Raw genomic sequence first — 24,920 nt, 5'->3', positions numbered from 1 at the left:
AGTTGGGGGTTTTCGCAATTTATTGTTTCATTCCGCTCATTGATTCTGTGTTTCCATTCTCTAAGCTTCTGCATTACTTCGCTGCGACTGCTGCCTTTGCCTCTTGGCGAGCCTGATTGTGGTCTTCGGAGACGTGGCGAACCAAATCGACTACGCGGCAGGAGTAGCCCCACTCGTTGTCATACCAGGCGATTACTTTGACTTGGTTGGTACCCATTACGAGAGTGGAAAGACCGTCGATAATAGAAGAGTGGTCATTGCCGTTGAAGTCGCTGGACACGAGCGGCTCATCGCAAAATTCGATGTACCCCTTCATGCTGCCGTCCGCCGCCTCACGCAACACGCGGTTTACTTCCTCTACAGTGACTTGCTTTTTGGTATTGATCACCAGATCGACCACGGAAACGTTTGGCGTCGGTACGCGCAATGCAAAACCGTTCAGCTTGCCATTCAATTCTGGCAATACTTTTCCTACGGCACGAGCTGCACCAGTCGTTGTAGGGATGATCGATTCGCCAGCTGCACGAGCCCGGCGCAAGTCTTTATGCGGATTGTCGATGTTTACCTGGTCGTTGGTGATGGAGTGTACCGTCGTCATCAGGCCCTGCTCGATGCCAAATGCCTCATGCAGCACCTTGGCAACCGGTGCCAGACAGTTGGTCGTGCAGGATGCGTTGGAGACGATGTGGTGCTTCTCATGATCGTAAATATCGTGGTTGACCCCCATAACGATGGTTGCGTCTTCTTCTTTGGCGGGAGCTGTGATCACTACTTTTTTCGCACCGCTCGCAAGATGCTTGCCTGCCCCTTCGCGGTCCTTGAACTTTCCGGTTGCTTCCACCACGATTTCCACGCCGAGCTCTCCCCAAGGCAGCTTGAGCGGATCGCGGTCAGAAAGGACAACGGTCGGTTTTCCGTCTACGATGATTTTGTTGTCTTGTACTTCCACTTTATGGTTAAACCGTCCATGAATGGTGTCGTATTTCAACAGGTGTGCGAGTGTTTCGGGCGGATAGCTTGCGTTGATAGCGACGATTTCGATGTTGGGGTCCTGAACGGCGCGGCGAAATACCATGCGCCCAATTCGGCCGAAACCATTAATACCTATTTTGATAGTCATATTTAGAAACCCCTTCCCTTATTGAGTTACACTTATCCGTTACTCTTATTATAATAAGTATGACACAATTATCAATGTGTTTTACTGAAAAATAAATATTTGGACGATTTGCCTGATGCGATTGTCCTGAATTTCCGCTGATTTGTCCTGACGTTCCCTGGTTTCGGGCCTCTCTTCGGCCTGATTTTTGCCTGCTTTTGGCTATTTGGAGAGGCCTATAAAAACTCATTGAGGGGCTTTAGTGGAGGAGATGAAAAAGGGAGAAAACGGCTCAAGGTTCGGTGGGACACTGCATGGAAGCTACTCTGTCCGGCCGGCTTCCAAAAGCGAAACCGCGTCCAAAAGCAGTATATTCAGGGGGCAACTCAGAGGTTGGACGCTAAAAACGTGTTTCGCTTTTGGAAGTCGGCCTGGGTCGTGTCCCAAAGACCTTCGCTGTTTTCTCCCTTTTTCATCTCTACAGCTTTTTTCTTTGGCCGTCTTTTTTTGAGAGCGAATCATGGTGGTTTGCTGTTTGCCCAAATAACTGGATTTGGCTGGCGGTGATTCGCCAACGGCAGCTATGTTTGGGGACGCTTATCGGTTGATTCCACGATTGCAGAAGATAAAGTCAAAAAAAAACTACGACTGACCAATTAACATACAGTAAGCATTTTCGGCCTGTTCCAGGTACACACTTGGATTCGTTCGGAATCGTCTGCGTTTGGTAGCTTCACTCAAACGAGCAGACCAACGCAGGCGTTCATTTTTAAAATCAAGGTAGTTTACAGACTGAAGTCTACTTAACACATTACTCTGGTGAAGTGCGTCATCGACAAATACGACCATTTCACCACTTCGGAGGATATATTCGTTCCAACTTCTCAGACCCGTCATCCGTCGATGCCGGGTCTTCGTCTGGCGGAAGAAACGCTCATGGTCGTTGTTCGTTCGTGGGACATGCGGATGGTCGTAACACGTAAACAGGCCTTTCCAAAACCCTCGGGAGTAGCTTTTCAGATTTGCAACCATTGGCAAGTCGTCTTTGCTGGTGTACGTCTGTTCAACCCAATCTAACAGATGCTGCATATGAAATCGAACCGTTTCACTTCGTTTATCTATGCTTGGATTCAAGATCCCGGCAACGTGGTGAATCGGTTTGGACCAGCGCATCACGGTAGCATATTGCTCTTCAAAATCATCCAATTTATCGAAAATTCTGATTAGGTTTTTGAGCAGAGAGGGCCCCTTTTTTACTCAGGCATCGTTCGAGGGAAGCCTGAATGGCTCTAGCATTTTCATAAACACGTATGCCCGGTAGATCGAGTGGGGGATTGCCGTCTTCGAGGAGCACAGAACGAATGGCCGCCACGTAATCTTTTGCCACCTCTGCTTCTGTAGAGGCATCGTTTTCGATTCGCTTCTCGACTTCGCGAATACCACGGAGGCTCTTCTTGATTCCTGTCTTGAGCTTGCGGTCTAAATCGACAACAGGCTTTGCAATGTCCTTTAGATAGTGGTATTGGCAGTATTGGTACGGCACGTCCGGCAGTAACGATTCCATGGCCATTCGGATGGATTGTTGACCATCCGTAACGATCCCGATGATGGGAAATCCCAGTTCGATAACAGGCAGGATGAGTTTCTTAAGTTCTTCTGCGGAGCTACTCTTTAGATTTTGTGCAGACAGGATCGTTCCGCTGAATACTTCTCGTATGACATAGAGCGTCTCATTGCCTTTCTCGGGCTGAACACCGTCCATGGAAATCATGATACCGCCACGGTCCTGAACAACTTGCTTGAGTGCTTGCTTGACGTGATCCGTCACGCTAGCGCGGAGCAAGGTAAGATAACGTTCGTACAACCGCTGAGAATTGCGTTCTGACGTGGTTACCCCGCGCTGATTCAACGTTTCCGTAATTTCGCCGATTGTCATATGTTGCTTAAACCGAAGCTGACCAACCAACGCTAGCACGTCAAAACCGTAGGAAGTGTGTTTCATGCTGAGAAGCTCAGCTTCAGCGGATTTGTAATAGGTTCTGGGGTATGAGCAATCTGCGTTGCTGCAAGCATAAGCCATACTCCAAGCTTGGATAACACCGGCAAGTGTGATGACATTCTTTTTCCATGCGGTATGATGTCGCCTGAGTTTCGTGCCACAGTGCGGGCAATGCTGTATCTCTGGCCGAAAGTATATTTTCTTTTCAGGAATGACACGATTCTTGGGTAAAGGCATGAGAAGACCTCCGTCAAATAGGCTAATGACTAACTTCGACAGAGGTCTTGGAAATCCTTGTTAGTTAATTGGTCAGTCGTAGAAAAAAAAAGAATCTACTATTGTTTATTGGAAGATCAGGTGTTGGATAGGAAATGTTATGTGATAATTACTTTCATAGATACTTCAACATATTCATTTGGATGTGCTCGCAAGTGTGATTGAAGCAAGTCAAAATAATTGGAGGCGTTCCAAACATGGTACAGTCAATCGTTCATATCGCTCTCGTTGTGAAGGATTATGATGAGGCAATCGAGTTTTATACGAAAAAGCTGAATTTCACATTAGTAGAGGACATCTACCAACCAGAGCAAGATAAGCGGTGGGTCGTAGTATCTCCCCCCGGTTCGGCTGGCACGACGTTGTTGCTTGCAAGGGCATCCAAGCCTGAACAAGAGCCCTTTGTCGGAAATCAGACAGGCGGCAGAGTTTTTCTCTTCTTGCATACAGATGATTTTTGGAGAGATTATCATAAAATGGTTTCCAGAGGTATCGAATTTGTGAGAGAACCCAAAGAGCAACCATATGGAATGGTTGCGGTATTTAAGGATCTGTACGGGAACCTGTGGGATTTGCTGGAACTAAAAGATGATCACCCCATTTCTCAAAGAATGAAGCGGGGAGAAGGTTTGTCCTAAACAGAAGCAGTTTATAACGTGAACTATAGTAGGCGGCAATCGTGAGTTTGCCGGATAGCATTGCTCTGCAGGAGATTTCCTGACAGTGAATACTGTCAGCAAGCAAGGAAGCCGCTTGGCCAGCAATCCTGACCGCTTGAGCTCTCGTATTTTATTCAGTCGAGTGCTTAAAATTAAAAGTTAAAAGTTATCGCTTATAAAAAAACACGGGCCCCTGTGTAGGCGACCCGTGTTTTGCATTGTTCTTTTTCATTGTTTCAAAATTCTTCGCCGCTTAGTCCAGCGGCTCGACTTTCATGGCCTCGTCCACCCAGTCCTTTAGCTCGGAGATGGCTTTGTCGGCACGCTCGATGGCCGCTTGCACGCGCTTGCTGCCGGTGCCGCCGAAGACGTCGCGGGCGTCGACCACTGTCCTCACGTCGATGGCTGCATACACGTCCTGCTCAAAATGCGGGCTGTGCTCCTGGTACTCCTCCAGTGTGAGGTCGGCGAGGAATTTGCCCTGGGTGATGCAATACAAGACCAGCTTTCCGATCACCTCGTGCGCCTGGCGGAACGGCATGCCTTTTCGCACCAGGTAGTCTGCCAGGTCTGTCGCGTTGGAGAAATCCTCCTTGACTGCCTGCGCGAGCCGCTCCCGGCGGACTTCCATCGTGCGGACCATCCCCGCGAACAGGGCCAGCGCTCCTTTTACCGTCTCTACGGTGTCAAACATGCCTTCCTTGTCTTCCTGCAGATCCTTGTTGTAGGTGAGCGGCAAGCCTTTGAGCACGGTCAAAAGGCCGAACAGATTGCCGTACACTCTGCCGGTTTTTCCGCGCAAGAGCTCGGCCACATCGGGATTTTTCTTCTGCGGCATGATCGAGGAGCCTGTGCAGTACGCGTCGTCCAGCTCGACGAAGCCGAATTCGGTGGACGACCAGAGCACCATCTCTTCGCAGAAGCGGGACAGGTGCATCATCAAAATGGAGGAAGCTCCGAGGAATTCCAGGACGAAATCCCGGTCGCTCACGGCATCCATCGAGTTGTCGTACATGCGGGCAAAGCCCAGTTCTTTGGCGACGAGCTCCCGGTCGATCGGAAACGTCGTGCCGGCCAATGCCCCGGCTCCCAGCGGCAGGATGTCAATCCGTTTGAGCGCATCCTGCAGCCTTTCCGCATCGCGGGCAAACATGCCGAAATACGCGAGCAGGTGATGGGCCAGGAGCACTGGCTGGGCCCGCTGCAGATGAGTGTAGCCGGGAATAATCACGTCCTGATGCTCCCTCGCTGAATCCGTCAAGGCTTGCAGCAGCTCTGTCACCAGCGCGATGATCTGTTTCGTTTCACGGCGCAGATAGAGGTGAATATCTGTCGCCACCTGGTCGTTCCTGGATCGGCCGGTATGCAGCTTGCCGCCCACGGGACCAATCCGTTCGATCAGGCTTTTTTCAATGTTCATGTGGACGTCTTCGTTTTCGACGGAGAACACAAACCGTCCTTCCCGGACATCCTGGAGAATGCCCCGCAGCCCTTCAGAGATCGTGTCAGCGTCCTCCTGCGGTATAATGCCGCAAGCGCCCAGCATCTTGACATGGGCCAGCGAGCCACGGATATCATCTGCCGCCATCTTTTGGTCAAAGCCGATCGAAGCGGTAAATTCCTCGACCAGCTTGTCCGTCGGCTTGGTAAAACGTCCGCCCCATAGTTTCATCCTGCTTCTCTCCTTTTGGTTCAATCGATCAGTGGTTGAGCACCTTCGCCAGGAAGTCTTGCGCCCGGTCCGTTTTCGGGTTGCTGAAAAATTCCTTTGGCTCCGCCACTTCAACAATCTTTCCTTCCGCCATAAAGACGATTTGATTGCATATTTCCTTGGCAAAGCCCATCTCGTGGGTCACGACGGCCATCGTCATACCCGTCGCTGCCAGCTTGCGGATGGCATCCAGCACTTCCTTGACCATTTCCGGATCGAGCGCCGATGTGGGCTCGTCGAACAGCATGACCTTCGGGTCCATCGCCAGCGCTCTGGCAATCGCCACGCGCTGCTGCTGTCCACCGGATAACTGACCCGGATAGGAGGCGAATTTGTCCCCCAGCCCGAGAGAAGCCAGCAGTTCCTTTCCTTTTTCTTCCGCTTCCTTTTTATTCGTGCTTTTCACATTGACCGGAGCGATCGTGACATTCTCGAGAGCTGTCAAATGCGGATACAGGTTGAACGACTGAAAGACGAATCCGATGTTGGCACGAAGCTTGTTGATATCCGTTTTTTTGTCATGGACAGAGACGCCGTCGATCAAAATTTCCCCTTCCTGGATATCCTCCAGGGCATTGATCGTGCGGATCAGCGTACTTTTCCCCGCTCCGCTCGGTCCGATCAGGGCAAACACCTGCGACTGCGGAATCTCCAGATCAATATCGTGCAGGACCTTTACCTGCCCGTAGCTTTTGGAGACGTTCCGGATGGAAATCATGAAGCAGTCCTCCTTCTCCTTGTCAAAAGTTATTCCAGCACGCGGTACTTCCGCTCAAAGTAACGAATGATCTGCGAAAGGCTGAATGTAATGACGAAGTACACCGCGGCGATAAACGTCCATACCTCCAGTACGCGGAATGTCGTCGCAACCAGATTGTGTCCGACCAGACTGAGATCGACGACGGCGATGACAGAGGCAAGCGACGAATCTTTGATCAGGATGATGAATTGGGAAGCGAGCGGCGGCAGCACCTTTCGCAAGGCCTGCGGCAAAATGATCAGCTTCATCGCCTGAAAGTAATTCATCCCCGAAGAACGCGCCGCTTCCATCTGCCCGCGCGGCACAGACTGAATTCCAGCCCGTACAATTTCCGCCACGAAGGCGCCGGAGAACACCGCAAGACCGATAACCGCCGACCAAAACGAGCCGAGCTTCATAAATTTGCCGAGAACAAAGAAAATCCACAGAAGCAGCACCAAAAGCGGAATCCCCCGGATGACCTCTACATAGCTTGCCGCCAAAAACGAGAGGACACGATTGCGGGAGATCCGGCACAAACCGGCTATGATCCCGATCGGTATGCTGATCGCAAGCGACAGCGCGGAGATTTTCAAGGTAACCAATAATCCTTCCATGAAAATGTCGAAATTATCGGTGATGACGCTCCAGTCCATCTGGTAATTCACATGCTCACCCTCCCACTTGCAACATTTTTTCTTGATAAGACAGAGGCGGGAAGAACCAGACGATCGGCTCTTCCCGGCGAGGACAAACCCGTGCTCCTATTTCTTCTGCTCCACATTGCTTCTCCAATCGCTGGAGTTAAACCATTTATCGATGGATGCCTTGTCTTCCGGGCTGTTTTTGTAGGCAGCCAGGAATGTATTCAGCCATTGCAAGGTGGCAAAATCATTCAGTTGAACGGCAATCCCCAGATTTTCCGCAGAGATCAGGTCATAGATGCCTTTGACGCTGTAGTCTTTTTGCGCTTCGTATTCGCGAACCACCACTTCTTCTGTCACGACCCCGTCTGCTTGTCCCTGATTCAGCGCCAGCGCAGCGGAAGCGACGTTTTCAAAGTCCATGACCTGGGCTTGCTTGAAAATTTGCTTAGCCAAAAGGGCTCCTGTCGTGCCTTGCGATACGGCGATTTTTTTGCCTGGCTGATCGAGGTCCTGCCAGGATTTTGTCACGTTGTCCGCTTTCGGTACCATGATGATTTGTCCGGTGGAATAGTAAGGGTCCGAGAAGCTGACAGACAGCGCGCGGTCGCCGCGGATCGTCATGGCGGCAATGGCCATATCGATGTCACCTGTCTGCAGGGCCGGAATCAACCCGCTGAATTTCATTTGCTTGAATTCTACCTCTACGCCCAGCGCCTTCCCGATGGCATTCCCCATGTCGATGTCATAACCGACAAAGTTCCCATCCTTGTCTTTCATTTCAAACGGCAGATAGGCGACACCGGTACCGATGACCAGCTTCTTTTTCTCTTTCACCCGGTCAAGGGTGGAAGGGACCTGCTGACCCGGTGCAGCAGTTTCCCCAGAACACCCGGCGGCAAGTACGACCAAAAGCAGAGACAACAGAACGATAAGTACTTTTTTCATAGAAACATTCCTTTCCGGCATCAAGCGATCAATTTTAGGGTTATTTAAGGGTAAATACCCTGATATAAGTATTATAAGGAATACTTTGAGTATTTCAACACTTTTTTCACCTCGATTAAAAAAACATAATACTGAATAAATATAAATCATGTACGAATTTTTTTCCATATGACGAAAAAAATAACCGCCCTTTTTATTTGGGCGGTACAAGAGACAGGTGCTTGTTCATTTATTTCAATCGATAGATTTTGCTCGGCCTTCCGCGTGTGGATACTGATTCTTCGCCTATGCATTCCGCGAGGTCCACTTCGCATAAATATGCGACAATTCTCCGTGCATTCCGCTCGTCCAGATGGAGGTGCAGTGCGAGATCCTTGGTCGTAAACTCGCTCCACCCCATTCTCCGGATCAATGCCTCGATCTTGTTGTACGTTCTGACGCTGATATTTCCCTTCTTCAGCTTTTCCAGAAACTCTTGGTCCTGCATGCGGTATGAATACGCAAGCTCCGATTCCAGGCCAGCCGCTTCGATCACGGTGCCATCCTCCTGGACGATGACAATTCCCCGCTCGGCTTTTTCCTTTGACTGCCCAATCGCGCGGCGAGCGTTGACTTCCGCTGTAAACACCGTCTCCCCAAATCCGACGCCGACCGCTACCATCGACTCCGAGACGAGCGACAACTGCCTGATCGTCTCACGCAAAATGTCAATCTCCCGTTCAATCGCTCCCCGGGAGCTGAACACAACGTAGCGTCCATTCCCTTTTTCCAAAAGCGAACCGTTGAGCTTTTCGCACAAATGCAGCAGCGCTTCCTTCAGGCGCAGCTCCAGATGCTGCAGGTGATAGGGGCTTTTCGCTTTCTCCGCGACCCTGTCAAAATGCTCGATCTCGATGATTTCGACCCCGATCTGCGTATCCTTGAAATACAGGGTCCGCACTTTTTCGGCCACGATCCGAAACGTTTGCAAAATCTCCAGTCGTGTCGGGGTAAACCAGTAAACCGGCACTCCCGCCGCTTTCAGACCTCTGTAAATCCCTTCGAAACAGGTGATGGCCCCGTCCGTTTTGCCTTCTCTCCACATCTGCAAATGAAAGTCGAGCAGCTCCTCCGGATTGGTATCTACGTCGTAAATTTTCAGGTAAACGTCGCGATGCTCCATCTCCAGCTGCTGCAGCGCATAATCCAGCTGCGTCTTTTCCAGCTCGTCAATGCTGACCCGCTCCAGAAATCTTCCCTGTTCTTTTGCCATCATCAAAAAACATTTGTAGAGACTCGCTTCCGTATGCTGGACATGCACCATATTTTCCGCACTGCCAAGCTCCTGTCTGGCGATCATATACGACAGCTTCCCCGAGAACAGCCATACATCCACCTGATGATCGTTGGCCTTCACCAGCTCGCGCGTTTCTTGAAACCTCTCGTAGGGATAGGGATAAAAACGCATGTCCTTCTCAAATGCCTTGCCCATATCAATCATCCGTTCCACAGATGGCTGCGGCCCGACGACTCCGATCCTGTGCATACGATACCTACTTTCCCAGTTTCGTAAAAGTACACTAAGTATAATCGATCGCGCTCGATTTCGCTAAACCTCCGTTTGAGACAAAAAGCAAAAGCCGCTTCTCCTTTTGACAAGAGAGCGGCTTATTGCAATTGATCCGTATAGATGCTCCGATATCGATCATGGTAGTAAAGGACTCGCTGGACGTACTGGCGTGTTTCCCCGAACGGAATGTCTTCGATCGTCTCACGCTTGCCGTCCCACTGTTCCCGCATGAGCCAGCTGCTCACCTTGCCCGGTCCGGCATTGTAGGCTGCGATCACTTTCACGACGTCTCCCTCATACCGCTTCTCCAAAAAAGAGAGATACCACGTGCCCATGTTGATATTTGTCACCGGGTCGTACAAATACCTTTCATCCGCTGGCCCCAGACCGGCTTGTTCCGCGATCCACTCCGCCGTATCAGGCATCACCTGCATCAGTCCGATGGCGCCCTTCCTCGATACTCTGTCCGTCTCAAAACCGCTTTCGGAGCGGATCACTGCCAAGATCAGGTACGGGTCTACCTGATAGCGGCTGGACGCCTCCAGGATCTCCTTTTGGTATTTGATCGGGTACATCCATTTCCAGACAATCGGTGAATTGATCAGGAAGAAAACAGCCATCAAAAAAAACAGAAAGACTGCCGCTCGCTTGCTCCTTTTCATGGAGCCGTTTCCGCCTTTAACCGGCCCAGCAGCTGGATTACTTGTTTCTCGGTCTCTTCCCGTGAACCGGTATTGTCGATGACAAAGTCGGCATCAGCCCGTTTTTGCTCAATCGGCAATTGCGCACGCAAACGCTTTTGCGCCTGTTCTTCCTCAAATTCGTCGCGTTCCATCATCCGGGCCAATTGCAGATGGGCGGGGGCGTAGACGACGACAATCTTGTCCACCATATGCTGCAGCTTGCTTTCAAAAAGCAGCGGAATGTCCATAAACACAATCTTGGCGCCGTTTTTCTCCGCTGCCTCCGCCTCCTCGCGCATGACGCGGCGGACTTCAGGGTGAACGATCGCATTCAGCTTTTGACGCTCCGCTTCATCCGAGAAAACAATTTCCCCCAGCTTTTTTCGATCGATCTGTCCCCCTGGGAGCAAAATCTCTTTTCCGAAGTGGCGAACAATGGCTTCATAAGCCGGTTTGCCCAGCTCAACCACTTCACGGGCAATTTGATCCGCATCGATGACAGGTATTCCTTGCTCCCGAAGCATAGCCGTAACCGTGCTTTTTCCAGTGGCTATGCCTCCTGTCAGTCCAAGAATCATCCGCTCACCCTCCTTTTGGCTGCTGAGCCCCTTTTTTTCGCGTGACCGCCGTCTTTTGACAAGCGGGACAAATATGCGTCCCCCTTCCGCCAACGACAAAGCGGATGATTTCCGTACCGCAGTTTACGCATGGCTCTCCCTTGCGTCCGTAAACCAGTAGCGATTGCTGGAACATGCCCATCTCGCCTTGTCCGTTTACGTAAGACTTGACCGAACTGCCTCCTTGCTCGACAGCTTCGGAGAGCGTGGCTACAATCGCCTCGTGCAGCTTCGCTACCTGCTGGGCGGTCAGCTTTCCGGCGGGACGCTCGGGATGTATCCGCGCCCGAAAGAGGGACTCGTCCACATAAATATTCCCCAAACCGACGATACATTCCTGGTTCAGCAGAAGCGGCTTGATTTTTGTTGTCCGCCCCTTGAGCAGACTGCGCAGCACCTCTGGCGTAAACTCCTCTGCCAATGGCTCGACACCGAGCTTGGCAAGCGGACCTTCTACGGTCTCCTTGCCGAGCGGAAAGAGATCCATCGTCCCGAACTGCCGGACGTCGCGATACCGCAGCTCTGTTCCATCGGTAAAATGGAAGATCACATGTGTATGTTTTTCGACGGGCTCATCCGAGCGGTAAAGACCGTAGCGCCCCTCCATCCGCAGGTGAGAGATCAGCACGTCCCGATCCAGTATGAACTGGATAAATTTGGCGCGACGCTTGATCTCATGGATCGTCTGCCCGACGAGCATCGCTTTGAACTCTTCCATATCGTCCGGTCTGCGGATGATTCGCGGCAGCAGTACGCTGACGCTCCCGATTGTTTTTCCCAAGACGAGTTGGCGCAGCGTACGCACCACCGTCTCCACCTCTGGCAATTCCGGCATGGCTCTCCCTCCTCCTGTTGTCTGTTTGTCATGCCTGCGCAAAGCAAAAGCACAGCTTGTCTCTTATGCAGTGAACCCGGCTTGCCGTGTCAGCAGTGGCCTCGGCTTGCCGGCTTGCAGTTGCCCTGGGCACTTCCGCCTCGTTCCTTGTTCGTTCCTTGCTCGTTACTTGGCTTCGTACCAGCTTCGCCCGTAGTTGACATCCACCTTCAGCGGAACCTCCAGCTTCAGGGCGTTTTCCATCACATCGGGGACGAGCTGCTGCATGATGTCCAATTCCTCTGTCGGCACTTCAAAAATCAGTTCGTCATGCACCTGAAGCAGCATGCGGCTCTTCAGGCCTTTTTCCTGCAAGCTCTCCTGCATGCGGATCATCGCCAGCTTGATAATGTCAGCCGCCGTACCCTGGATCGGCGTGTTCATCGCTGTCCGCTCTGCAAAGGAACGCAGGTTGAAGTTGCTGCTCTTGATGTCCGGGAGATACCGTCTGCGATTCAGCAGCGTCGTGACGAACCCGTCTTCCTTGGCCTGCTTGACGATGTCTTCCATGTATCGCTTGACCCCGGAGAAAACGGCGAAGTAACGCTCGATAAACTCTCCGGCTTCTTTGCGGGTAATATTCAAATTCTGAGACAAGCCGTAGTCGCTGATGCCGTAAACAATACCGAAGTTGACGGCCTTTGCTTGGCGCCGCATGAGAGAAGTGACCTCGTCCTCGGAAACGTCAAACACATCCATCGCCGTCCGCGTGTGAATGTCCATTCCTTTTTGGAAAGCGTCGATCAGATTCTCATCCCCCGAGATGTGAGCCAGCACCCGCAGCTCGATCTGGGAGTAGTCCGCCGCCAGCATGAACCATCCTTCCTCGGACGGGATAAACGCCTCCCGTATTTTCCGTCCTTCCTCCAGACGGATCGGGATGTTCTGCAGGTTGGGGTCCGTACTGGACAAGCGGCCAGTCGCTGTCGTCGCCTGGTTGAAAATGGTGTGAACCTTGCCCGTGCCTGGATGGATTTCCTTTGTCAGCCCTTCGATATACGTCGAGCGCAGCTTGCCGAGCTGACGGAAGTGAAGGATCGACTCAATGATCGGATGGTAAGGGGCCAGTTTTTCCAAAACGTCGGCGCTGGTGGACGGCCCCGTCTTTGTTTTTTTCAACACCGGAAGGGCCAGCTTGTCGAACAGGATTTCCCCCAGCTGCTTCGGCGAGTTGATATTAAAAGACGTGCCGGCCAATTCATAGATTTGTCCGGTCAGCTTCTCCAACTGGGCGTCCAGTTCTTCACCCATTTGCTGCAGCCGCTGCTCGTTTACCTTGACCCCCTGTTTTTCCATCGTGGCCAAAACGAGGCTGAGCGGTCCTTCCATCTGGTCAAGCAATTCATCCAGCTTGCTTGCGCCCATCTCTTCTTTGATCTTCGGTACGCTCTGGTACATGGCGGCGGCCTTCAATGCCACGTGTTCGCTCAGTACATCCGTTTCCGGGACGAGCCGCTTTGCTCCTTTGCCGTAGACCTCTTCGTCCGGCATTACCCGCACATCCGCATAGTGAACGGCAATATCCGACACCTGCGGACTGCTCTCTGCCGCATTGAGCAGGTAAGAAGCCAAATAAATGTCAAAGCCGATGCCGGCCATGTCCAGTCCGTGCCATGCCAATCCGACCGTGTCGCGCTTCCCGTCAAATACCCACTTTTCCTTCGTTTCATCTGCCAGCCACTGGCGGAAAGCGGACCATTCCTTGGCTACATCAAAAGGAATGTAGAGCGAAACGCCTTTTGCAGCAAGACCGAAGCCCAAAATCGGCGCTCGGTGGTAATTTTCTCCGTCCATCTCCACGCAGACCGCCATCGGCGAGGTCAGCTTGTCCTCAAAGCGTTCCGCATCCCCGCTGTAGACCACATCGAAGGCAAACGGAGCGGCATCCCGCTGCTCGCCCTCAACCGCATTGCTTGTTCCTTTTACTTTGGGCAAAAGGGATTTGAACTCCATTTTTTTAAAGAATTCAATAACCGAATCGGCTGTATAGCCGGCGTAGGCGGTCTCTTCCACATCCACTTCCACCGGAGCGTCGCGCATGATCGTTGCCAACGCCTTGCTCAGCTTGGCCTTGTCGACGTTTTCCCGCAGGTTTTCTTGCAGCTTTTTGCCCGACACCTTATCAATATTCTCCAGCACCGATTCGACCGAACCGTATTCGTGCAGCAGCTTCAGCGCTGTTTTTTCACCCACCCCGGGCACGCCCGGTATGTTGTCCGAGCTGTCCCCCATCAGTCCCTTCAGATCGATGATCTGCAGCGGCTTCAGGCCGTATTTCTCGGAGATTTCCTGTGGTGTGTACATCTCGATCTCGCTCACGCCTTTGCGCGTCAAGGCGACCGAGACGTTGTCGGAAACAAGCTGCAGCATGTCCTTGTCCCCGGTGATAACCGTCGTTTTCCAATTGTTTTCGTCCGCTCGGAGCGTCAGGGTGCCGATGATGTCATCCGCTTCATACCCTTCCAGCTCAAACCGCTGGATCGAAAATGCGTCCAGCAGCTCGCGTATCAGCGGGAACTGCTCCGACAATTCCGGAGGCGTTTTGCTCCGGCCACCCTTGTACTCGGCAAACTCGCTGTGGCGAAACACCACCTTGCCCGCATCAAACGCAACCAGCACATGGGTCGGCTTCATTTCGTCCAGCACCTTGAGCAGCATGGTGGTAAAGCCCAGTACCGCATTTGTGTGCAATCCCGCTGATGTGGACAAAAGCGGCAAAGCGTAAAACGCCCGGTTGGCGATACTGTTCCCGTCTATCAACACCAAATGGCTCATTTTGTCCGCACCCTCTCACTTTTTTCGCTATCCTTCATCTTACCATAGGGGTCGGATAACGGCAAAGCTCAGGTGTTGCCAAGCAAGTCGGGTAATCGGCGGCTGGCTGACACACACTAAGAGGAAAAAGAAAGGCTGGCGATGCACATGACACTCGATAAACGGGGAAGCCTGCAAAAAGCACTCGCGTTCACGATTGCAAGCATGATCGTGTCCATCAGTATGTTGGCGGGAACGACAAGTGCTCAGGATGTCATTGAACGTCCCCCGCTCAAGCCGATTTCTGGGCCAAAAGCCAATCAGGTCGCGTTTGTCATCGATGACTTTGGCAACAACATGGAGGGAACAGAAGAGATCCTGGCTTTGCCCGTGCCTTTGACGGTGGCTGTCATGCCCTTTCTGCCGAGCACCAAGCGGGACGCGGAGCTTGCCCATGAAAAGGGGCATGATGTGTTTGTCCATTTGCCCATGGAGCCGATGAAAGGAAAGGCGTCCTGGATGGGGCCAGGAGGGATTACCACGAAAATGAGCAACGAGGAGATTCGCAAGCGTGTGGAAAATGCGATTGACGACGTTCCTCATGCAATCGGCATGAATAATCACATGGGCTCCAAGGCGACCGCAGACGAGCGCGTGATGCGAATTGTCCTGCAGGTTTGCAAGGAACGCGGCCTCATTTACCTGGACAGCAAAACCACGGCACGCAGCGTGGCGCAAAAGATCGCAAAGGAGCTGGGCGTTCCTTATCTGGAAAACGGAATATTTCTGGATGACGTCTACACCTTGTCGCACATCACCCGGCAGATGGAGCGGCTGTGCAAACGGATCGACAGCAAAGCCGGACCTGTGCATATTGCGATCGGCCACGTAGGGCCTCCGGGAAAAAAGACGGCCTCCGTCCTGTCCGAGTACATACCGCGGATACAGAAGGAGGCGTCGTTTGTAACGATTTCCATGTTAATTTCGAACGGGATGCCATAAACGTTCCCACCAGGTGCGCTTTTGCTCTCCCATTGATGCACGGCTGCCATCTCCGGCGAGCTCGCCCGTCAGGAGTAGGTATTCGCCAACAGCGTCGCTGATCACCCGGGCCAGCTTTTCCTGCTGCTCGGGATTGGTCAGCATGGTGCGGTCAGCGTAATTGCTAATGAACCCCATCTCCACAATGACAGTCGGACAATAGTCGTGGCGAAGCAGATAGTACGTCCTTCCCTTTACGGGTCGGCTGTTTGTCTTCGCCATCTGATTCATCGCATCCTGAAGCAGGGAGGCGAGCCAGTAGCTTTGTTCATTTTGCTGGTAAATGACCACCGGTCCCCGTCTTCTGCCGTCGGAAGACCAATTGACATGCAGACTGATCATCAGCTGTGGCCTGATCTCTTTGGCCAACTGTCGTCGTTGGGCCAAATCGCGGATATGTCTGGAGGGATTGTTCAACCATTGATTTTCATCGCTCAAGGCAACGTCCCGATCCCGATTGAGGACTGCTCTGTACCCCTGTTCGGTCAAAATCCGATATAAGCGTTTGCCCACCTCCAGATTAATCTCTTTTTCGAAAATCGTGCCGTGAGATGTTCCCGAATCCACACCTCCGTGCCCCACATCGATCAAGACCTGGACATTGGTTAGCGGCACTGCGGCAGCGGGCTCCGGCAGCAAAAGAAGGAAAGCGCTCAGCATCAAAAACAGCCATCGTTTTCTCATAGTGTTAGAATTGCCTCTCACCCGGCCATTCTATCCTTGATCTGGCATCGTACAACGATTGTGAATTTTCCGCAAGGCAGGTACAATAAGATTCATGCGAGCGATTATGACAAGAGGTGCTTCCCATGAACAAGCCGTTAGACAAGCCTTTATTTCCTCCGTATTTGGCCTTATTTTTCGGAGTTTTAGCGATATCGACATCTGCCATTTTCGTCAAGCTGTCTGACGCGCCTTCGCCGATCATTGCGACCTACCGACTCGTTTTCTCGGTCGTCTTGACCCTTCCGCTGCTGTTCTGGAATCGGGGAGCCATAGCGGAAATTGTGCGAATGCCGCGAAAGCAGTGGTTGCTTTGCGCACTGTCCGGCGCATTTTTGGCCAGCCATTTTTTGCTCTGGTTCGAATCGCTCAACTATACATCCGTAGCCAGCTCGACTGTCCTGGTAACCTTGCAGCCGCTGTTCGCCTTTATCGGCGGGTACTTCTTCTTTGGGGAAAAGCTGCGCCCGCTCGCGCTGACAGGCGGCCTGCTCGCCATCGCCGGCAGCTTCGTCATCGGCTGGGGCGACTTTCGCGTCGGGGGCATGGCCCTGTGGGGAGACATCCTCGCTTTGGCCGGAGCCGCTACTGTTACCGGCTACTGGCTGATCGCCCAGTATATTCGCCAATACCTTTCTTCCTTCAGCTATACATTGGTCGTCTACTCGATCACGAGCGTCATCCTGGTGGCGTACGATCTGGCATTCGGGTATTCGCTCACGGGCTATTCTGCAGCGAATTGGGGCTGGTTCTTCTGCCTGGCGCTGTTCCCTACCTTGCTTGGCCACTCGATCCTGAACTGGATCATCAAGTGGCTGAACACGACGACGATCTCCATGGGCATTCTCGGCGAGCCGATCGGAACTGCCATTCTCGCTTATTTTATCCTCGGAGAGGTCGTCACCATGCCGCAGTATGTCGGCGGTCTGATCATTCTGGCCGGTATCTACCTGTTTATCCGCAACAATCAAACATCCAAAGGAGTGGAATCCGGTGAACCAACTGCCTCCCCGCCGAAAAAGCTTGCGTGAGTACGTCAAAGGGTTAAGCGTCTGGGCCAAGATCGGCTGGACGATCTTTCTCGGCTACATCGTCGGCCGTATCGTGTACTGGATCATCAAGGTGTTTTCCTGATCGCTTGACCGCTGCCTACTTTTGTTCGTAAGCTTCATGCCTGGCCGTTATTTCAGCCCCGATTTCCACGATGCCATACGTATAGAGCGGCTGTTTTCGCTTGTCTGTCGGAGAACCGGGGTTGAACAGCAGGATGCCGTTCCTCTCTTCCCATAGCGGAATGTGGGAGTGGCCGAAAATAATCAGATCGACCGTTTGACCGGAGAATGTATCGACGGCCCTTTGCGGGGTCGTCTTTCCTTTTCCGTCCCCGTGGACGACGCCGATCCGCTTTCCTTTTGCTTCCACGATTTCTACCCGGTTCAGCCGGGCTTTGACTTGATCATCGTCTGTATTGCCCCATACTCCGACGACGTGGGCGATCTCGCTTAGCTCCTCGTAAACCTGGAGGGTATTCCAGTCGCCGGCATGGATAATGAGCTCCACTCCGCGCAGTCCTTCGATTAGCGGCTTTGGGAGCGTGTGTCCCCGTTTGGGGAGGTGAGTATCTGATACGACACCGATTTTCATCTGCTTTCTCCTCCACTGCCACTCAACTGGCAGCGTTCAGTAAGACTATTCTTCTTTCTAGCCCCAGGATTTCCATTCCATACATGAAAAAAGAAGGCACAAAAGTCCAGTAAATGGAGCTTCCGTGCCATCGGCTTTTCACTAGATTCCATTGATCAAATCCGTGTTTCTTCTTTTTATAAAACCTTCACTGTCCAACCGAACTTGTCCTCAACCTCGCCGTACTGAATGCCTGTCAGCGTGTCGTACAGCTTCATCGTCAGCTCGCCGACTTCCTGACCGTTGATGAACATTTGATGCTGGTTCCAGTTCAATTCTCCGATCGGGGAAATAACAGCGGCGGTACCGGTTCCGAATGCTTCTTCCAGTTCGCCGTTGGCGTGTGCCTGCTGCAGCTCCTCCATGGAGATGCGCTTTTCATGAACGGGAAGTCCCCAATCCCGGAGCAGCTGGAGTACGGAATTTCTCGTTACGCCGTCGAGAATGCTGCCGTTTAATGCGGGCGTCCAGATTTCCCCTTTGACTTTGAAGAAGACGTTCATCGCGCCGACTTCTTCAATGTACTTGCCTTCGACGCCGTCCAGCCACAGTACTTGCTCGTAGCCCAGAACCTTGGCTTCAGACTGCGCCTTCAAGCTGGCCGCGTAGTTGCCTGCTGTTTTGGCGTTCCCGGTCCCGCCTCTGACAGCCCGCACGTACTTGCTTTCTACGTGGATTTTAACAGGCTTCATGCCTCCAGCGTAGTAAGCCCCTACCGGCGAGAGGATGATGACGAGCTTGTAGGAATGAGAAGGACGGACACCCAAATACGGCTCTGTGGCAATCATGAACGGACGGATGTATAGAGAAGTGCCCGGCGCGGACGGAATCCAGTCCTGGTCAATCTTGATCAGTTCCCGCAATGCCTCCAGGACGAAAGCTTCATCGATCTGCGGCATGTCGATGCGCTCGTTGGACACATTCATTCTGTGCATGTTTTTGTCCGGACGGAACAGAAGGATGTTGTTTTCCCGGGTCCGATACGCTTTTAACCCTTCGAAAACGGACTGGCCGTAGTGAAACACCATGGCTGCCGGATCAAGCGTGAGCGGTGCATACGGCACGATACGCGGATCATGCCAGCCCTTCCCTTCGCTATAGTCCATTACAAACATGTGATCGGTGAAAATCTGGCCAAAGCCCAGCTTGTTGAAATCGGGCTTTTCCTTTTTTTCAGTGGCTAATGAAACCTCAAGCTGTAGGGCCATAGGTCATGCATCTCCCTTTTTATGAAGTACAAGTCAAAATCTTTTATCATGATAATTAAAACACAATTTTCTGCTTTCGGCACCTTTCTTTCCACAAGGCAAACCTTGGGAAGCACAGGCGACAGGAAAATGCCCTAACCCTATTTCCGGCCACAGCAAGGGGTAGTACCAGCGTAGCCTATACAAATCTTTCATTAATGATGTAATCCTGCTCTTCGTTTGTACGCGAAGATTTCCTCGACGGCTCGACGATACCCACCCGCAGCTCGGAACGAATCGCCAATTTCTGCACATACCTTTCGCATGGACGCATCCTTAAACACCCGTTCCGCCGCCTCTCTGAGATCTCCTGCGGTTAAGCCTTCTGGATTTAGGTGGATGCCTGCCCCGAGTTCAGCTACCCTTCGAGCCAAATAAGGCTGGTCAGCACTTTGTGGAAGGACAATCAGCGGCACACCGTAATAAAGGCCTTCACTCGTGCTGTTCATGCCGCCATGCGTGACAAACAATTTGGCGCGTTGCAGTACTTCGAGCTGCGGCACGTAGCTCTGAACAATAAAATTTGCCGGAATGTCTCCCAAATCCAATAGATCGGTTTGTCTGCCAACAGACAGGATCACGGTGTACTTCGTTTCGGCGAAGGCCGCAAAACAAAGTTTGTAAAAATCCACGGCTCGATTGATTACGGTGCCAAGTGAAATATAAATCAGGTGTTCTGTATTTATCGGGGAGAAGTCAAATTGATCGTGTGGGCGGGGCACGATAGACGGTCCAACAAAGTTGTATGTCTCGTCGAATTGTTCTTTATCCGGTTGAAAAAGCTTCGACGTATAAATGATAGTCATTGGCGCGGGATTGCAGAAAATCTCATAGGCAGCACCAACTTGCACATTGTATTTCGCTTGCACATGACTCCGCAGCTCTTGATACTCCTGTTGCGAACGTCTAATATCGTTCTCTGGAAATTTGCGTGAGAGGTTATCTTGCAGACGGTCAAAGCTATCTTGCTGCATTGCAAAACTGCTACATGAGCTGATTGCCGGCAGGTCGAGTATTTGTGCAAGCAAACGCCCACAGCCGAACATCGAGTCATGAATGAGGTAATCAAAATGGTCTCCTTTTGTTTGAGTAAGGAGACTGGGAATGACGATGTCGGCGGTGCGCAATAGCCCGCCCACTCGGGCCCAAGGATTTCGTCCCCCGGCAAGGAACGCTTCTACAAATTTGTTTCCATCGAACGTGATCACCTCTGCGCCCGTTGGCTCTACGCGATCACGATATTGTTCCGCTGTAAAGTAAACCACTTCTTCGCCTCGACGGATAAGTTCTTGAACAACGCCGAGGGTTGGATTGATATGTCCTTCCGAACCTCCGTTGATGAACAAAACGCGTGCCATAGTCATCACCTTTCATCATGAAGTACACAGCTCCAGGCGCAAACCATTTGCGTCGTCGCCACCACTATACATTCACTAACGCTCAATCCCCTCCATACGAAGGTTATTGATTAATTGTAGAACCCACTCTTCGTCAAAACGGAGTTTGTCCAACCTATGCCGGAACCAGATCAAATTGTAGTGTCGTTCCGCATCGGGCATCATTTCGTCTTTGCTCACACTCTCCACCCGTTCTTCTTCATGGCGGATCTCAAACCGCAGGTAATCCTTGTACTGGTGCAAAATCAAGAACTGCAGTTCTCTGCTGATCATGTCAAAATTTGAAAACTTGGTATAAAAATGCAGCTCATAATCCGGCGAGTATGGAATCGGTTCTTCCATTAGCTGAAAAAAGCGGCGTCTGCCATCCTCCGTTATTCTGTACATTTTTTTCTTCTTTCCTCTTCCCTGCCGGACACCTTCCTGCTGTTCATCGGGGACCTGCTCGATCAGCCCATCTGCAACCAGGCTATGAATAAGCGGATACAGCACCCCCCAGCTGATTTTTCTCGTAGGTCCGATAATCCCGTTCAAAATCGTGTGCAGCAAATACCCATGCATCGGAGATCCCGTCAATTCGCCTAGTATGAACAATTCGGTCAAGCTTATGGCCTCCTTAATCGATTGATCTGCCTCCATTATATCTAAAAGATATAATATCACAATATATTTTTTTGTTATAAAAGACGCCCAAGAGGTGCAGAAGAACAAAAAAAGAGGCGTCCCCAAAACGAAAAAACGCTTTGAGAACAACCTCTCGCTTCTTGAAATATGCCAGCCATTACGCTGCCGCTTTTTGCTTTTCTTCCGCGGCGCCTTGTTTCTTCGGCTTTTTGTGCAGGAAGTAAATCAGCGGAATCGAGCAGAAAATGGGGATGGATGAAATCAGCATCGCGTCGGCAATGCCGCGCACGGTTGCTTCCTTTATGATCATCCCCATCAGCACGGAGCTGGCTCCGCCTTGCGCTGTTGCCGCATCTACGCCCGCCTGGGTAAACATGCCGGTCAAGCCTCTGATAAAGTCAGCAGCTGCCGTAGATGTGATGGTAATGCTTTCGGAAATCGTCGCAGAGTGGAAGTTCGTCCGAGTCGTCATGACCATCGTCAAGAGCGCGATCCCGAACGAGCTCATCACCTGCCGGATCACGTTGGACAAGGACGAGGCTTTCCCTACGATCATCCGGGGGACGGCGTTCATCCCTACGGTCGACAGCGTCATCATGCACAATCCGATTCCCAGACCGCGAATCGTCAGGATCGTATTGAGCCAGTGGTGCGGCGTATCCGCCTCCAGATTGTGCAGCTCAAATGTCGTGATCCCCATGACTGTCAAACCTACCAGGGCAATCGGACCGATTCCGTATTTGTCAAACAGCTTCCCGCTGATCGGCATCATGATGGCCATCGCGATTGATTGGGGCATGAGCAGCAAGCCTGAATCCATCGCCGACATGCCCTGGATGTTTTGCAGGAAGATCGGCATCATGAAGATCCCGCCCATCATCCCCATCATGACGAAGCTTGAAGTGATCACGCTGAGCGTAAACACCGGTATTTTAAACAGACTCAGATCAAGCAGTGGCTGCTCCTTGCCAAGCTCCACCCATACGAACAGAGCCAGACTGGAAAAAGCGATGAAAAACAGGCTGACAATGAAGAAGGATCTCCATCCTTCCGACTGGCCTTTGCTGAGCGCCAGAAGCAGGGTCCCAAAAGCGATGATCGACAGAATCGCTCCCGGGTAATCAAACTTCAGATCAGGCTTCTTCTCCGTTTCCTTCAACAGGGCGCTGCTCATGATAATCGCGAAAATGCCCACAGGGACGCTGACCAGGAACAGAAAATGCCAGTTGAGGTATTGGATCAAATATCCGCCGAGCGTCGGCCCTACAGCAGGGGCCACCATCGAAGCGATCCCGAACAAACCGAGCGCCATCCCGATTTTTTCCCGGGGGACGATCATGTAAATCATCGACATCCCGATCGGCATGATCAACCCCCCGCTCAGACCTTGAATGATGCGGAAGGCGATCATACTCGTGTCGCTCCAGGCCATCGCGCACAAGACGGAGGATGCCGTAAACGCGATCAGCGAGATCAGGAAGACCCGTTTGTATCCGAATTTGTCGCCGAGGGAACCGCTCATGGGAATGACAACGGCGTTGGCAAGCATGTATCCCGTCAATACCCATTGGATCGTATCAGTGGTTGAACCGAATACGTTTACCAGCGTTGGCAAGGCGACGTTGATCAGACTGTTGTTCAAGATAGCAACGAAAGTCCCCATGAGAATGGCCAGAAGTGTAATCCACATTCCGCCACTCCCGCCGTCCTTTTGCTGTGTCGCTGCTTCCGCCATTTTTATCACCTCCGCTAGTTGACGATTACTTTGCTGCCTTCGGCCAATGAATCAGTCGGTGTCAGCACCAGACGGTCGTTTTGGTTCACACCTTGCGTGACACTCGTCCATTCGCCCGATGTTTCTCCTACAGAGACTTCCACCTGATGAACGACATCCTGGTCTACTTTGAAAACGTAATGTTTATTGTCTTTCGTTACGATAGAAGAAGCGGGCACTTTCCAAGAGTTGGATGCTTCTGCCTGATTCGGCAGGTACACCTCGGCAAGCATGCCGGCGCGCAGCTCGCCGTCTTTATTGTCTACCGTTACTTTGATTGGGAAAGAGCTGCTGTTGGCGTCAGAGATCGGGCTGACGAACTCTACGGTTCCCTTCAGCACCTTTCCGCCAAGACTGTTAACCTTCACATCGACCGGGGCGCCTACCTTGATCTGGTTAATCTGCTCTTGCGGAACGCTCGCTTCCACTTTTACCCGGTCCATGTTGACCAGTACGAGGAGCGGCGCGCCCGGCTGTGCCATTTCACCCGGATCGATGTTTTTCTTGGCGACGATACCGGAAATCGGCGATTGGATCATCGTGTTTTGATAAGTGTTTTTCGCCAGCTCCAGGCTGGATTGCAGGCGGCTCACCTCAGCCTGCAGGGCTGCTATTGTATTGGAGGTAGGTCCCTCCTTGGCCAAATCGTATTGGGCCTGTGCCTGGTCGAGGGCTGTCCTTGCCTTTTCCAGATCGAGTGTAGTCTTTTCGTACTCGGCTTGGGAAATCGCGCCCGAGTCAAACAACGCCTTCATCCGGTTGGCTGTATTTTCAGCCACCTGCAGCGTAGCTTTTGCCTGCTCCACACCGCTTGCCAGGCGTTGCAGCTCTTGTGTCCGCGCTCCTGCCTGGGTGTCATGCAGCCGCGCTTGTGCGCTCGCGATCGCGGCTTCGGCTTGCTTCATTTGCTCCAGGTAATCTGTCGCCTCCAGCGTTACGAGGATATCGCCTTTTTTTACGACAGAGCCTTCCTTTACATTGACCTGTGCTACTTTTCCGGACAGCTTGGAGACGACTTGAATTTCATCAGCTGCTGCTATTTTACCGTTGGAGATCGCACTGGTTCCGGCCATGTCCGCTTTCCATACCTTTACAACCGGAGCGCTTTCTGATGGTCCGGCTGAAGACGGCTCACTGCATCCAGCCGCAATCAGCGAAACGGCTGCCAATACGGTACCCAGCGTCTTCCATTGTCTCGCTTTATTCATGTTTTTACATCTCCTTCACGTGCACTTTGATTTCTGCGTTCAGTCCGGCGGCCAGATGAAGCCCAGCGGTATCGTCGATCGCGATTTTGATCGGAATGCGCTGGGTGACTTTGGTAAAGTTGCCGCTTGTGCTAACAGCAGGCATCAACGAAAAAGTGGAGTTTGTCGCTTGGCCGATCTCGATCAAGTGTCCAAGCAGCTTGGTTTTCGGATAGGCATCCAGCACAATGTCCACTTTTTGTCCCAGTTTCAGCCGGTTGAGCTCTGTTTCCTCCACATTGGCAGAAACGTACAGCTTGGATTCGTCAACGACCATGGCGATGGATTGACCCGGGGAAACAACCTCCCCTTCCTTTGCCAGCGTTTTGATCACCGTACCTGTAATGGGTGCGCGAAGAAGAGCATTTTCCAGAAGATTGGTCGTCAGATTGGTCGTATCCTGTTGCCCTACGATTTGATCGGCAACGACCGTATCGCCATCCGCAATGGAAAGCTTCTGGAGCTTTCCGGCAATACGCGGCATAACGCGGTAAATGTCTCCGCTGATTCGTGCGTCTTCGGTAGTAACGTAATGACTGCCTTGATACCAGTAGTAATAGCCGATGCCTCCTCCCGCTGCCACCACCAGGAGCAAGATGACATACAAAATGATTTTTCGCTTCATGGTTTCT

Annotated in this window: 24 protein-coding genes; 4 read left to right on the top strand and 20 right to left on the bottom strand. The window is 52.0% G+C overall.

Features of this window, described 5'->3' with window-relative positions; all coding sequences use genetic code 11:
- Positions 1–73: 73 nt before the first annotated feature.
- From NST96_RS08060 to NST96_RS08050, 3 genes are all read right to left on the bottom strand, one after another.
- The gene (locus NST96_RS08060) at positions 74–1,120 is read right to left on the bottom strand and encodes a glyceraldehyde-3-phosphate dehydrogenase (protein WP_003387957.1); all 1,047 of its coding nucleotides are present in this window, start codon (positions 1,118–1,120) and stop codon (positions 74–76) included.
- A gap of 621 nt (positions 1,121–1,741) precedes the next feature.
- Positions 1,742–2,305, bottom strand: a complete 564-nt coding sequence (locus tag NST96_RS08055) for a transposase (RefSeq protein ID WP_171506468.1) — start codon at positions 2,303–2,305, stop codon at positions 1,742–1,744.
- A 1-nt stretch (position 2,306) separates the two neighbouring features.
- Positions 2,307–3,101, bottom strand: coding sequence for a transposase (locus NST96_RS08050; protein WP_251873633.1), 795 nt, complete (start codon positions 3,099–3,101; stop codon positions 2,307–2,309).
- A 470-nt stretch (positions 3,102–3,571) separates the two neighbouring features.
- On the opposite strand from NST96_RS08050, the gene NST96_RS08045 reads away from it, so the two are divergent.
- Positions 3,572–4,012 carry a VOC family protein gene (locus tag NST96_RS08045; protein ID WP_024983185.1) on the top strand — a complete coding sequence of 147 codons (441 nt, stop codon included), beginning with the start codon at positions 3,572–3,574 and terminating at the stop codon, positions 4,010–4,012.
- A gap of 274 nt (positions 4,013–4,286) precedes the next feature.
- Here the strand turns inward: NST96_RS08045 and argH are convergent, their stop codons facing one another.
- From argH to polA, 9 genes are all read right to left on the bottom strand, one after another.
- On the bottom strand, positions 4,287–5,705 hold the full coding sequence (gene argH / locus NST96_RS08040) for an argininosuccinate lyase (protein WP_024983184.1): 1,419 nt from the start codon (positions 5,703–5,705) through the stop codon (positions 4,287–4,289).
- Between the two features lie 28 nt (positions 5,706–5,733).
- Positions 5,734–6,462, bottom strand: a complete 729-nt coding sequence (locus tag NST96_RS08035) for an amino acid ABC transporter ATP-binding protein (protein ID WP_024983183.1) — start codon at positions 6,460–6,462, stop codon at positions 5,734–5,736.
- A gap of 29 nt (positions 6,463–6,491) precedes the next feature.
- Positions 6,492–7,151 carry an amino acid ABC transporter permease gene (locus NST96_RS08030; RefSeq protein WP_003387961.1) on the bottom strand — a complete coding sequence of 220 codons (660 nt, stop codon included), beginning with the start codon at positions 7,149–7,151 and terminating at the stop codon, positions 6,492–6,494.
- 96 nt (positions 7,152–7,247) lie between these two features.
- The gene (locus tag NST96_RS08025; RefSeq protein WP_003387962.1) at positions 7,248–8,075 is read right to left on the bottom strand and encodes a transporter substrate-binding domain-containing protein; all 828 of its coding nucleotides are present in this window, start codon (positions 8,073–8,075) and stop codon (positions 7,248–7,250) included.
- A gap of 229 nt (positions 8,076–8,304) precedes the next feature.
- Positions 8,305–9,600, bottom strand: a complete 1,296-nt coding sequence (locus NST96_RS08020; RefSeq protein ID WP_003387963.1) for a hypothetical protein — start codon at positions 9,598–9,600, stop codon at positions 8,305–8,307.
- Between the two features lie 122 nt (positions 9,601–9,722).
- A complete protein-coding gene (locus NST96_RS08015; RefSeq protein WP_003387964.1) occupies positions 9,723–10,286 on the bottom strand; it encodes a lytic transglycosylase domain-containing protein in 564 nt (187 codons plus the stop codon).
- Positions 10,283–10,885, bottom strand: coding sequence for a dephospho-CoA kinase (coaE, locus tag NST96_RS08010; RefSeq protein ID WP_003387965.1), 603 nt, complete (start codon positions 10,883–10,885; stop codon positions 10,283–10,285). Before coaE ends, NST96_RS08015 begins: the two co-directional genes overlap by 4 nt.
- 4 nt (positions 10,886–10,889) lie before the next feature.
- Entirely contained in the window at positions 10,890–11,759 is an 870-nt protein-coding gene (gene mutM, locus NST96_RS08005) for a DNA-formamidopyrimidine glycosylase (RefSeq protein ID WP_003387967.1), read from the bottom strand.
- A gap of 165 nt (positions 11,760–11,924) precedes the next feature.
- Positions 11,925–14,573 carry a DNA polymerase I gene (gene polA / locus NST96_RS08000; RefSeq protein WP_003387968.1) on the bottom strand — a complete coding sequence of 883 codons (2,649 nt, stop codon included), beginning with the start codon at positions 14,571–14,573 and terminating at the stop codon, positions 11,925–11,927.
- 147 nt (positions 14,574–14,720) lie between these two features.
- Between polA and NST96_RS07995 the strand changes: the two genes are divergently transcribed.
- Positions 14,721–15,554, top strand: coding sequence for a divergent polysaccharide deacetylase family protein (locus tag NST96_RS07995; RefSeq protein ID WP_342405958.1), 834 nt, complete (start codon positions 14,721–14,723; stop codon positions 15,552–15,554).
- Here the strand turns inward: NST96_RS07995 and NST96_RS07990 are convergent.
- The gene (locus tag NST96_RS07990) at positions 15,531–16,277 is read right to left on the bottom strand and encodes an N-acetylmuramoyl-L-alanine amidase (protein WP_003387970.1); all 747 of its coding nucleotides are present in this window, start codon (positions 16,275–16,277) and stop codon (positions 15,531–15,533) included. The two genes, NST96_RS07995 and NST96_RS07990, sit on opposite strands and share 24 nt — an antisense overlap.
- Positions 16,278–16,402: 125 nt before the next feature.
- Here NST96_RS07990 and NST96_RS07985 point away from each other — a divergent pair, with 125 nt between their 5' ends.
- Together NST96_RS07985 and NST96_RS07980 are read left to right on the top strand one after the other, a co-directional pair.
- Positions 16,403–17,347 (top strand): DMT family transporter, encoded by a 945-nt coding sequence (locus NST96_RS07985; RefSeq protein WP_003387971.1) that lies wholly within the window; start codon positions 16,403–16,405, stop codon positions 17,345–17,347.
- Positions 17,310–17,450 carry a hypothetical protein gene (locus tag NST96_RS07980; protein ID WP_155807931.1) on the top strand — a complete coding sequence of 47 codons (141 nt, stop codon included), beginning with the start codon at positions 17,310–17,312 and terminating at the stop codon, positions 17,448–17,450. The genes NST96_RS07985 and NST96_RS07980 overlap by 38 nt, the downstream gene beginning before the upstream one ends.
- Before the next feature lie 15 nt (positions 17,451–17,465).
- Here the strand turns inward: NST96_RS07980 and NST96_RS07975 are convergent, their stop codons facing one another.
- From NST96_RS07975 to NST96_RS07945, 7 genes are all read right to left on the bottom strand, one after another.
- Positions 17,466–17,960 (bottom strand): metallophosphoesterase family protein, encoded by a 495-nt coding sequence (locus tag NST96_RS07975; protein WP_003387972.1) that lies wholly within the window; start codon positions 17,958–17,960, stop codon positions 17,466–17,468.
- 176 nt (positions 17,961–18,136) lie between these two features.
- Positions 18,137–19,207 (bottom strand): branched-chain amino acid aminotransferase, encoded by a 1,071-nt coding sequence (locus NST96_RS07970; protein WP_003387973.1) that lies wholly within the window; start codon positions 19,205–19,207, stop codon positions 18,137–18,139.
- A 194-nt stretch (positions 19,208–19,401) separates the two neighbouring features.
- Positions 19,402–20,604, bottom strand: a complete 1,203-nt coding sequence (locus NST96_RS07965; RefSeq protein ID WP_338462050.1) for a macrolide family glycosyltransferase — start codon at positions 20,602–20,604, stop codon at positions 19,402–19,404.
- 75 nt (positions 20,605–20,679) lie between these two features.
- Positions 20,680–21,246, bottom strand: a complete 567-nt coding sequence (locus NST96_RS07960; protein ID WP_342405952.1) for a PadR family transcriptional regulator — start codon at positions 21,244–21,246, stop codon at positions 20,680–20,682.
- 178 nt (positions 21,247–21,424) lie between these two features.
- Entirely contained in the window at positions 21,425–23,002 is a 1,578-nt protein-coding gene (locus tag NST96_RS07955; protein ID WP_340701193.1) for a DHA2 family efflux MFS transporter permease subunit, read from the bottom strand.
- A 14-nt stretch (positions 23,003–23,016) separates the two neighbouring features.
- Positions 23,017–24,249: an efflux RND transporter periplasmic adaptor subunit gene (locus NST96_RS07950; RefSeq protein ID WP_024983179.1), complete on the bottom strand. Its 1,233-nt coding sequence runs from the start codon at positions 24,247–24,249 to the stop codon at positions 23,017–23,019.
- Between the two features lie 4 nt (positions 24,250–24,253).
- Positions 24,254–24,913 (bottom strand): efflux RND transporter periplasmic adaptor subunit, encoded by a 660-nt coding sequence (locus tag NST96_RS07945; protein ID WP_024983178.1) that lies wholly within the window; start codon positions 24,911–24,913, stop codon positions 24,254–24,256.
- Between the last annotated feature and the right edge of the window lie 7 nt (positions 24,914–24,920).

This window comes from Brevibacillus sp. FSL K6-2834 (assembly GCF_038592925.1).
GTDB lineage: Bacteria > Bacillota > Bacilli > Brevibacillales > Brevibacillaceae > Brevibacillus > Brevibacillus borstelensis.
This window is presented reverse-complemented; position numbering and strand designations above follow the sequence as displayed.

What these genes read in the sequence shown, in the direction of transcription:
- NST96_RS08060 (WP_003387957.1), bottom strand. Translation starts at nt 1,120, where the DNA reads ATGACTATCAAAATAGGTATTAATGGTTTCGGCCGAATTGGGCGCATG.
- NST96_RS08050 (WP_251873633.1), bottom strand. Translation starts at nt 3,101, where the DNA reads ATGAAACACACTTCCTACGGTTTTGACGTGCTAGCGTTGGTTGGTCAG.
- NST96_RS08045 (WP_024983185.1), top strand. Translation starts at nt 3,572, where the DNA reads ATGGTACAGTCAATCGTTCATATCGCTCTCGTTGTGAAGGATTATGAT.
- argH (WP_024983184.1), bottom strand. Translation starts at nt 5,705, where the DNA reads ATGAAACTATGGGGCGGACGTTTTACCAAGCCGACGGACAAGCTGGTC.
- NST96_RS08035 (WP_024983183.1), bottom strand. Translation starts at nt 6,462, where the DNA reads ATGATTTCCATCCGGAACGTCTCCAAAAGCTACGGGCAGGTAAAGGTC.
- NST96_RS08025 (WP_003387962.1), bottom strand. Translation starts at nt 8,075, where the DNA reads ATGAAAAAAGTACTTATCGTTCTGTTGTCTCTGCTTTTGGTCGTACTT.
- NST96_RS08020 (WP_003387963.1), bottom strand. Translation starts at nt 9,600, where the DNA reads ATGCACAGGATCGGAGTCGTCGGGCCGCAGCCATCTGTGGAACGGATG.
- NST96_RS08015 (WP_003387964.1), bottom strand. Translation starts at nt 10,286, where the DNA reads ATGAAAAGGAGCAAGCGAGCGGCAGTCTTTCTGTTTTTTTTGATGGCT.
- coaE (WP_003387965.1), bottom strand. Translation starts at nt 10,885, where the DNA reads ATGATTCTTGGACTGACAGGAGGCATAGCCACTGGAAAAAGCACGGTT.
- mutM (WP_003387967.1), bottom strand. Translation starts at nt 11,759, where the DNA reads ATGCCGGAATTGCCAGAGGTGGAGACGGTGGTGCGTACGCTGCGCCAA.
- polA (WP_003387968.1), bottom strand. Translation starts at nt 14,573, where the DNA reads ATGAGCCATTTGGTGTTGATAGACGGGAACAGTATCGCCAACCGGGCG.
- NST96_RS07995 (WP_342405958.1), top strand. Translation starts at nt 14,721, where the DNA reads ATGACACTCGATAAACGGGGAAGCCTGCAAAAAGCACTCGCGTTCACG.
- NST96_RS07990 (WP_003387970.1), bottom strand. Translation starts at nt 16,277, where the DNA reads ATGAGAAAACGATGGCTGTTTTTGATGCTGAGCGCTTTCCTTCTTTTG.
- NST96_RS07985 (WP_003387971.1), top strand. Translation starts at nt 16,403, where the DNA reads ATGAACAAGCCGTTAGACAAGCCTTTATTTCCTCCGTATTTGGCCTTA.
- NST96_RS07975 (WP_003387972.1), bottom strand. Translation starts at nt 17,960, where the DNA reads ATGAAAATCGGTGTCGTATCAGATACTCACCTCCCCAAACGGGGACAC.
- NST96_RS07970 (WP_003387973.1), bottom strand. Translation starts at nt 19,207, where the DNA reads ATGGCCCTACAGCTTGAGGTTTCATTAGCCACTGAAAAAAAGGAAAAG.
- NST96_RS07965 (WP_338462050.1), bottom strand. Translation starts at nt 20,604, where the DNA reads ATGGCACGCGTTTTGTTCATCAACGGAGGTTCGGAAGGACATATCAAT.
- NST96_RS07955 (WP_340701193.1), bottom strand. Translation starts at nt 23,002, where the DNA reads ATGGCGGAAGCAGCGACACAGCAAAAGGACGGCGGGAGTGGCGGAATG.
- NST96_RS07950 (WP_024983179.1), bottom strand. Translation starts at nt 24,249, where the DNA reads ATGAATAAAGCGAGACAATGGAAGACGCTGGGTACCGTATTGGCAGCC.
- NST96_RS07945 (WP_024983178.1), bottom strand. Translation starts at nt 24,913, where the DNA reads ATGAAGCGAAAAATCATTTTGTATGTCATCTTGCTCCTGGTGGTGGCA.